We start from the raw sequence: 7,390 nt of genomic DNA, 5'->3' as shown, positions 1-7,390 counted from the left end.
CGCGGGAATAGCGGATTTCCGCTGCGCTCCAATCCGCGTGAAGTGAACCCGGACCCGCTGCGCGGTCCCGGAAGGGGCGTCCGCTGCGCTCCCGCCCTGCGGCTCCGCCGCGCTGGCAAGGGCCTTGGGCGGCTCGACGGGGTGGATCCGTGGCTTGTCTTCGGGTGCGGCCAAGCCCCGCCCCCCTGCGCCCTCGCCTGCTGCGGCGTGTGGATCTAAAGGGCTGTGTGCATCATTTGATGCAGCATGTTGGAATGGCGAAAGTCTGCCACACCCTGAGGGGGTGAGTGGAACTAGTTACGGTTGCGTAACCAAATACGTGACGGCTTAGCAAGGCGAGCTTTATTCCTTGGCGAGGTACAAAAATTCTGATGGTTAGTAAGCGTCTGTCCACCGTCGCATTGTGGGAGGCGTTATGAGGATTACCCCCTCCTCGGGCGGGCCTCCGTTGGGCAAGATGTCCCCGGAGGGGGTAACCATGATCAACAAGCCAATTCTGCGCAGGAAGGCGCCGGCCGAGGTTGCGGAAGAGGTCCGGGTGTATCTGACCCGTATCAACCGGCGCCGGAAGCGGCTGCGCTCGGCCGATGAGAACTACTTGCGTGAGGTACGGACTCGGGTAGTTGAAGCGGTCTCGGCGGGGGTCGACCTCAAGGACGTCGCAGAAGCGTCCGGCTACCAGCTGACGACGGTGTCGAAGTGGGTGGCCAAGCACAGGGTGGCAGTGCGGGAGGTCGAGCTCGAGACGGCCAGGGAGCGGCTGAACAAGATCCTTGAGCGGCGGCGGCGCATGGCCGCAGCGGAGTTACGGATCTCGAGCAAGGCCAGATCGGTGATCCGGAGGGCGATGGGGGTGGGGCTCCCTGCGGAGGCCTTCGCGGACCTCACCGACTACGAGCTGCCCACCGTTAGGCGATGGTTCGCATCGGTTCGTAGGTCTTTAGAACACACCCAGCGTCGCCGGGAGATCGCCTCGGTCCGGCGGGGCAAGTCGAACCGGCCGCCCCAGCACCTGTCGCCCGTCGAGTACGACCAGTGGCTCGTCCTCGAGGAACTGCGACGCCGAAACGTTCTACAGAAACACGGTCTGCGGCCGCGACGCAGGGTGCGGGCTCCCCGGCCTGCGCAGGGAAACGGCTCGAGCCCGGGCTCCGGGGGGCACCGCCCCTTGAATCGAGGGTGACGGTGGTCACACATGCGCCTACGCGCGCGCGGACACGCGCATGCAAAGCGATCTCCGCTCCTGCTACTCACCGGTAACTGACCAGGTGGGACGGGCCGGGTGACGGTGCGTCTGGGGCTACTGTCGCTTCACTCCACTCCCGAGCGGAGCCCGACCGGCGGACGGCCTCCCCTCCGCCGAGCGTGCTCGGAGGGTTACGCCTCGGGGGTGGGTCAGAGCAGTAGTCCGCGGCCCGCCCGGGCCGGGGAGCAGGTGGGGCCTGCCCGTCGGAATCTTTGGCGGAATCGTGGCGAGCAGGCCCCTGGATCCCCTGGAGGACCCGTCCATGACGGTACACAGCCACGAGCGGCCTGAACCGACCGAGCGGCGTGGAATCGAACACATGAGCAGTGAGGTGTCCCGGCCGCGTCCGCAGGGACGCACGGCCAAGGTGCTGGTCGTGCTCCTGGCCGTGGTGACCGGCATCGCCGGCGCCCTCGCCGCATACATCGTCGGCATGCACGCAACCGCAACCGGGGCGGAACGCGTCGTCTGGGCAGCCACCACGTTCGTCGCCACGACGACCCTCGTGACCGCCCTCGTCGAGAAGACCGGACTCGTCGAGTAGCGCGGCACTCAACTCCCGACGCCAGGTCCCCAGAAGGGCGATCCCCTGTATGGCGATCTGACGGCCGAACAGGCCCCACTCCACCCAGAACCATCCCGGTGTCGTGGACAACGGCGGGGGCGCCACACAGCGCCCCCGCCGGGCCTCTTGCGTGAGCTAGGCGACGGCCTCGAAGGCCCTGCGGCCCGGAACAGCCGTTGGTACCCTCACCGACACTGGACCCGTCCGAGTCCGGAGTGACGCACAGCGGCACGGGCCAGGCTCACTTCGCCTCGTGCCCCTCAGCGGGTTCGGCATCAGGGCAGGTACAGTTTTACTTCCCCACTGGGTTTACAGTTCCCGGACGGCACGGTCACCTGGTATCCGAGTTGCCGAAGCACATCAGCGGCTTCTTCCGGTGCGTCTCGGACAGCCGCCCGCACCTGCTTGTGCCGCCAAAGGCGGATGCCTGTCTGCAATGCCTCGTCCCAGCCATCCACCGTGTCGATGGTGAATTCACGGACGATCATGAGGAGCACGTCCTCAAGGCCTGGCCGCATCCGGTGCCCGCCCACAGGAAAATGAATCTGCGACAGGCGCGGGACAGAGTCTTTCCTCGTCATCGCGGCTGGCTTTCCGCTCGCTGCCAGCCGCTGGATCCAGGCGATCTCGTCGCGGTGGGCATGAACCTGGATATGCGCGGCTGGCGGCCACTGACCATGCTTGCGTACGTACTCGTAGCGGAACAAGGGCTCCTGCTGGCCTCGGCAGAAGACCTTGACGGCAGAGTTGTCGACCGCGAGAAACTGGCCGGCCTGGTCCCAGCAGCAGAAGTACTCGACCGCCATGCTCATCTCGGCTTTCCCGTTGATGAGCAGGTCGATCTTCTTCTGGGTAGGCAGGCCGTCACCGGAATCGCTGACTGTGGTAACCCAGATCCGCTGTCCCTGGTGCACCGCATGGAAGCTCGGTGTGCCCGGCAGCACGCCCTGAAGCGTCTCGGTCAGCTCGGTCGCGAAGTCCTTCGCGTATTGGTGGAGGTCGAGTTCCTCTGTGCCACGCTCAGTCGTCACCCTCAAGAAGGTAGCCGAGGCCCTGCAGCGTGGCCCAAATGTCAGCCTCGAGCGGCGTCAGCTGATAGGTCTCCGCGCGCTCTGCGAGCTGTGCCTCGGTCAGATGGGTCTGCGCCAGCAGACGGGCTCGCCACTCTGCTACCTCCGAGCGCGTCTTGTCGATCACCGTAGGCATTGCGGTCTCCCTTCCCGAGGACTCGTGATTCTCGCAGCAGTCAAACACGGGCCACTGACACTCCGCGAAGCCGGATCACTCTCGCCACCCCCGCTCACTACCCAAAGGGATGCCCACACCCGCCCTAAACACCCCTCGCGAGGGCAGGCACAGAGACACCGTCTGGGTCTGGCCGGGGTCATCTGCTGCCAAGCCATCCACGGAAGCGTGGATGAACGGGCGGAGCAGAGCGTGAGGCGGGCCGTACGAGCGCAGGGATGGGCATTGCAGGCGCACGCCCTACCCAAGCGTTTAACACTCGTTGTACGCTCGATGTATGACTGTGGGATTCCGGCCCACACGGGCTGATAGCGAGATCATCGACGCGCACAAGCGACCAGAGGAGTCGACCTCAGACGTCCTGCGCCGGGCGCTGCGCGCACTAGACCGGCAGAAGTGGGACGATCAAGCACGCCAGGATATGGAGCGTCTCGCCGCCTCGACCGAAGACCTTTCCGACGAGCCCGACGACTGGAGCTATGGCATCGACGGCTCCCCCGTCGATCGCATCACTCCGCAAGGCGGCACCCCGGCTGAGCCCTGGTGCGACGTCATCGCCGAGGCAGCGGGCGAGGCCGCTTTGCACCCCTCCGAGGCCGGTACAGCGGAGCCCGTGATGCAGAGCTTCCAAGCTCTCTTGCGTGGCTACCTCGCTCCCTCCGAGCGAGGTCTCTTGGCGGCTGCCGCCGTCATGCCGGACGTGGGTGTCTTCACACAACTGGGTTCGCTCACCAACCACACTGAGTTGCTCAGGCGCGAGCTACGTAACCTGGGTATCGATGTGACGCCCACCCTGGCTTTGGCAGGACTTGGGAAGCATTGGCCACCCCCCTCCCGTGGGCCGTCCTCCCAGCGCACCCCTCCCCAGGAACTGAGCCAGCCGAGCCGTGGCGCTTCCTGGCGGGTGGCCCACCTTCGTACCCTCGCTGCCCGCCGGGCGGGAAAGCGGTGATCCGGGGCTCTGTCTATCCCGTAGACCTTGGCGACGCCAAGCGCGGCCGCGAACAGCGCGGAAAGCGGTACGGCATCATCCTGAGCGAGGCGCCGGAGACCTGGTCAACCGTTTTTATCGTCCCCACCTCCACCAAAGCGGTGGATACGATCTTCCGCCCCCTGCTCCACATCAACGGTCGCGATACCCGGGCACTGATCGACCAGGCCCGCACCATCGACGTTCAGTACATCATCGGTGACCCTGTCGACCACCTCAGCCGAACCGACCTCGCCCAAGTCGAATTCGCCCTCGCCAGGTATCTGCAACTGCGTCTGGAACTGGACTACTAGCCGCCCGGATCAGTCCGCATTGACAGGGCCGCTATCCCTTGACGGGTAGCGGCCGTCAGCCCTTCTGCCTTCGATCTACGGAGCGGGGGTGAACTCCACGTCGGTGCCGCCGCAGCCGGCCGCGATGTCGAGCAGCCGGTCCCGTTCCAGCTCATCCACCGCCAGGCCCCAGCGGAGCTTGGTCGCGGTCCATTCGGCGCCGTACCGGCACAGCACCTCCGACGACCCCGACGGCGGCAGCCATTCCGCCGGGTCCTGGTCGGACTTGCTGCGGTTCGAGCGGGCCGTCACCGCGACCAAGGAGGACGGCTGCCCCTGGTCGTTGGCGTACGCCTCACGGCGGGCCGGCGTCCACGCCGAGGCCCCGCTGTCCCACGCCTCCGCGAGGGGCACCATGTGGTCGATGTCCAGCGCTCCCGCCGGGGTCACCGGCCGCTCGTCGTAGTACGACCACCACACCCCGCCCGTCAGCGCGCAGCCCGGGCCGACCTCGGGAGCCTCTACCGCCTCCGCGATCAGGACCTCCATCCTGGTGTTGCAGCCGTCCGAGGCGTTGGCACCGGAGTTCCAGTGCTTGAAAGAGGTGCGCTGGTAGCCGGTCCGGTCCTCCGTCGCGAGCTGGAGGGCGGAGACGGCCACGCCGATCGGCACGATCTGTGGCACGGCGGCCGGCCGTGTCTCGGCGGCCTGGGCGGTGGTGGCGGGCAGGGACAGGGTGAGCGCCGCTGCGGCTGCGGTCGCGGTCGCAGCCCACTTCATGATCATCATGGGATGGTTGTACCGGCCCACACCCCGTCAGCAACAGTCCCCCGGCCAGGGGTTCACCCGGCCGGAGAGGCACGTTCACCGGCGAAACGGCACTGCACCGGGCCCCGGACGCAGGGGAGTCGGTCCGCGCGCTCCTTGGCTACGGTCGGCCCGGGGCCGTCTCCTGGCACCCCGGTACCGCCGTGCACAGAAGGGCCCCTGCGTCCGGGGCGGCGGCTCCTATCACGCCCCCGCCACTCACAGCCAGCAGCCCGGGAACCGCGTCGGGCGTCAGCCGCGCGGACGCCCGCCACGGCCCCGGCGCGGCCCCCAGACCGCCGGCAGGGCCACCATCAGGACCTGTGCCACCTGAGCCCACTCCGGCGCCCACGCGCTCACCACGGCCTCTACGGCCATGCCAGCCGCCCCACGGGCCGCCCAGCCCGCGAACCCACGGACCACAGACCGGACGCGCCCCGGCGCGGGCACCCCACCGCGCTCCGCCGGCTCCCGCCCGGACTCCTCACCAGCCGACCCCTCACCCTGATCTGACGTGCTCATGACAGCTCACTCCTTGCGGACAAATACGGGATCGCACCTCCGGATAGAGATGCGATCCGCACTCTGGACCAGGAAGGTATTAGCCCCGCAAGTCCGGCAAACACACAGCTCAGAGCCACGGGTGGGCGATCGGGATACGCGCTACACCAGCGGACCCTTAGCCCCGCAACCCCCAACGTCGCGACCTACGACACACCCGTCCGCAGCGAGACCCCGCAGTGCCCTCGCTACCAAATTCGAACATGCGATCTAATAGGAGGGATGTCCTCCGCACCACCCAGGAGCCGACGATGACCACCCCCGCTCACCCCGCCAGACCCCAGATCGCCACCTGGTCCCCCAGCCAGACCGGACCCTGTGCCCGGTGCCACGCCCCCACCGCGAGGTACGGCGCCCCCGCGAACCCCCTGTGTCCCGCATGCCGGGAGCTGCGGCGGGCACAGTACGGGACCTGACCGTGTCCGTGCTGCCTCCTGACCTGCCGCGCCTGCGGACTCTGGTCACCTACCTGCGCGGCGAGCTGGGGCGCGCGGAGCGGGCGCTGACCGAGGCCGAGAGCGTCCAGGCCGCCGCCGCGCGGCGGCGGCCTCCGGCAGCGCCGCCCGCGTGGCTGGTCGAGCGCGGGATAGGCACCGGCCGGCCAGCGGTCCGCGTCCACGCCGGCGGCTGCTGGGACACCGGCAAGCGATCGGCCCCCGCAACCGCGGACCAGATACGCGCCCTGCTCGCCGAGGGCGTCCCCGCGTGCACCCACTGCCGCCCCGACACCGCGCTCGGAGTACTGGAATGAACTGCCACGACGGCGGACACCCCGCCCCCAGGGTGACCGTCCATCCGCCCGACCATCAGGGCCGCCGCCGGGTGCGCTGCGACGGCCAGGACCTCGGCCGCGCCCTGAACCCCGGCGACGTCCTCGAGTTCCTGCGCCGCGCGGGTCTGGACCCCGACACCGTCCGCCTGGACGGCCCGCTCCTCGACTGGCGCGGCGGCGGACCCTCAGCGTGGCACCAGGCACAGGCCGGAGCCGAGGAGTGAACCGCCGGTGAGGCCGGGCACGCCCTGGGGTCAGACGGCGGGGGATCCGGTGTGTCGTGGCGCCGGTAGCTCCGTCCATCGCCGTGCCAGTCCAGGCGGCCGCTGTCTCGGCCGTACCCCGATCAACCCCTCCCGCAGCACCCGCGGCCGCGGTGTAACGGAGTCTCAGGCACGTCCTCCCGGCGGTCGTTCCGCTTCGGTGGCCAGGATGTCAATCAGGCGGCGCAGCGAGTGCAGTGCGAGGTCATCGGCGGGGACGTGGCGTAGTACGACGATGGCGTTGTTGTCGAGGGCGCGGAGGAGGCGGCCGGCGTAGACGAGGCCGTCGGCATCGCGTACGGCAGCGCGCATCGATTCCTCGGTCCACGGCGCTCGGGCGAGGCAGGCGGCGAACTCCAGCTCTCCGGCCGAGGCGGTCCAGTGCTTCTGGCCGTGTGCGGTCAGGAGGCGGGTGGTGTCGCGTTGCAGGACGCGCCAGGCGAGATCGGCCGGGCCGAGCTCGTCGTGTTTCCGGCTGGGTCTGCCCAACTGGCAGTGCGCGCACAAGCTCACCAGGCGGGCCGGGCCGAAGGCGGGCCAGTAGGTGACGGTGAACACCGGCTCGGCGGCCCGGTCGTCGTCCGGGCACAGGTGGCAGAACGGCACGGCCGTTGCCGGCCGCAGGGGCCAGACGTTGCCACGGGGAAAGGATGGATCAGTCACCACTG

10 protein-coding genes are annotated in these 7,390 nt (G+C 68.7%); 6 read left to right on the top strand and 4 right to left on the bottom strand.

The window, feature by feature from the left end; translation table 11 throughout:
• Positions 1-478: 478 nt before the first annotated feature.
• Together ABT106_RS20000 and ABT106_RS19995 are read left to right on the top strand one after the other, a co-directional pair.
• Complete coding sequence (locus tag ABT106_RS20000) at positions 479-1,183, top strand: hypothetical protein (RefSeq protein ID WP_351279031.1); 705 nt, start codon at positions 479-481, stop codon at positions 1,181-1,183.
• Positions 1,184-1,565: 382 nt separating this feature from the next.
• On the top strand, positions 1,566-1,790 hold the full coding sequence (locus tag ABT106_RS19995) for a hypothetical protein (RefSeq protein WP_351279028.1): 225 nt from the start codon (positions 1,566-1,568) through the stop codon (positions 1,788-1,790).
• Positions 1,791-2,086: 296 nt separating this feature from the next.
• Here the strand turns inward: ABT106_RS19995 and ABT106_RS19990 are convergent, their stop codons facing one another.
• Together ABT106_RS19990 and ABT106_RS19985 are read right to left on the bottom strand one after the other, a co-directional pair.
• The gene (locus tag ABT106_RS19990) at positions 2,087-2,842 is read right to left on the bottom strand and encodes a hypothetical protein (protein WP_351279026.1); all 756 of its coding nucleotides are present in this window, start codon (positions 2,840-2,842) and stop codon (positions 2,087-2,089) included.
• Positions 2,832-3,017, bottom strand: coding sequence for a hypothetical protein (locus tag ABT106_RS19985; protein WP_351279023.1), 186 nt, complete (start codon positions 3,015-3,017; stop codon positions 2,832-2,834). Before ABT106_RS19985 ends, ABT106_RS19990 begins: the two co-directional genes overlap by 11 nt.
• A gap of 316 nt (positions 3,018-3,333) precedes the next feature.
• Here ABT106_RS19985 and ABT106_RS19980 point away from each other — a divergent pair, with 316 nt between their 5' ends.
• Positions 3,334-4,008: a hypothetical protein gene (locus ABT106_RS19980; RefSeq protein WP_351279020.1), complete on the top strand. Its 675-nt coding sequence runs from the start codon at positions 3,334-3,336 to the stop codon at positions 4,006-4,008.
• Positions 4,005-4,340 carry a type II toxin-antitoxin system PemK/MazF family toxin gene (locus tag ABT106_RS19975; RefSeq protein ID WP_351279017.1) on the top strand — a complete coding sequence of 112 codons (336 nt, stop codon included), beginning with the start codon at positions 4,005-4,007 and terminating at the stop codon, positions 4,338-4,340. The genes ABT106_RS19980 and ABT106_RS19975 overlap by 4 nt, the downstream gene beginning before the upstream one ends.
• Before the next feature lie 75 nt (positions 4,341-4,415).
• Here ABT106_RS19975 and ABT106_RS19970 read toward each other — a convergent pair whose 3' ends face one another.
• Positions 4,416-5,105: an HNH endonuclease family protein gene (locus tag ABT106_RS19970; RefSeq protein WP_502979433.1), complete on the bottom strand. Its 690-nt coding sequence runs from the start codon at positions 5,103-5,105 to the stop codon at positions 4,416-4,418.
• A gap of 1,000 nt (positions 5,106-6,105) precedes the next feature.
• Here ABT106_RS19970 and ABT106_RS19965 point away from each other — a divergent pair.
• Positions 6,106-6,438 (top strand): DUF6233 domain-containing protein, encoded by a 333-nt coding sequence (locus tag ABT106_RS19965; RefSeq protein ID WP_351279015.1) that lies wholly within the window; start codon positions 6,106-6,108, stop codon positions 6,436-6,438.
• Complete coding sequence (locus ABT106_RS19960) at positions 6,435-6,683, top strand: hypothetical protein (RefSeq protein ID WP_351279012.1); 249 nt, start codon at positions 6,435-6,437, stop codon at positions 6,681-6,683. The genes ABT106_RS19965 and ABT106_RS19960 overlap by 4 nt, the downstream gene beginning before the upstream one ends.
• A gap of 165 nt (positions 6,684-6,848) precedes the next feature.
• Here the strand turns inward: ABT106_RS19960 and ABT106_RS19955 are convergent, their stop codons facing one another.
• On the bottom strand, positions 6,849-7,385 hold the full coding sequence (locus ABT106_RS19955) for a hypothetical protein (protein WP_351279010.1): 537 nt from the start codon (positions 7,383-7,385) through the stop codon (positions 6,849-6,851).
• Positions 7,386-7,390 lie beyond the last annotated feature (5 nt).

Source organism: Streptomyces sp. NPDC002044 (genome assembly GCF_040296725.1).
In the GTDB taxonomy this organism is placed as follows: Bacteria; Actinomycetota; Actinomycetes; order Streptomycetales; family Streptomycetaceae; genus Streptomyces; species Streptomyces antarcticus.
This window is presented reverse-complemented; position numbering and strand designations above follow the sequence as displayed.

Excerpts from the sequence above, each read along its gene's own strand:
- ABT106_RS20000 (WP_351279031.1), top strand. The coding sequence starts at position 479 with ATGATCAACAAGCCAATTCTGCGCAGGAAGGCGCCGGCCGAGGTTGCG.
- ABT106_RS19995 (WP_351279028.1), top strand. The coding sequence starts at position 1,566 with ATGAGCAGTGAGGTGTCCCGGCCGCGTCCGCAGGGACGCACGGCCAAG.
- ABT106_RS19985 (WP_351279023.1), bottom strand. The coding sequence starts at position 3,017 with ATGCCTACGGTGATCGACAAGACGCGCTCGGAGGTAGCAGAGTGGCGA.
- ABT106_RS19980 (WP_351279020.1), top strand. The coding sequence starts at position 3,334 with ATGACTGTGGGATTCCGGCCCACACGGGCTGATAGCGAGATCATCGAC.
- ABT106_RS19970 (WP_502979433.1), bottom strand. The coding sequence starts at position 5,105 with ATGATCATGAAGTGGGCTGCGACCGCGACCGCAGCCGCAGCGGCGCTC.
- ABT106_RS19960 (WP_351279012.1), top strand. The coding sequence starts at position 6,435 with ATGAACTGCCACGACGGCGGACACCCCGCCCCCAGGGTGACCGTCCAT.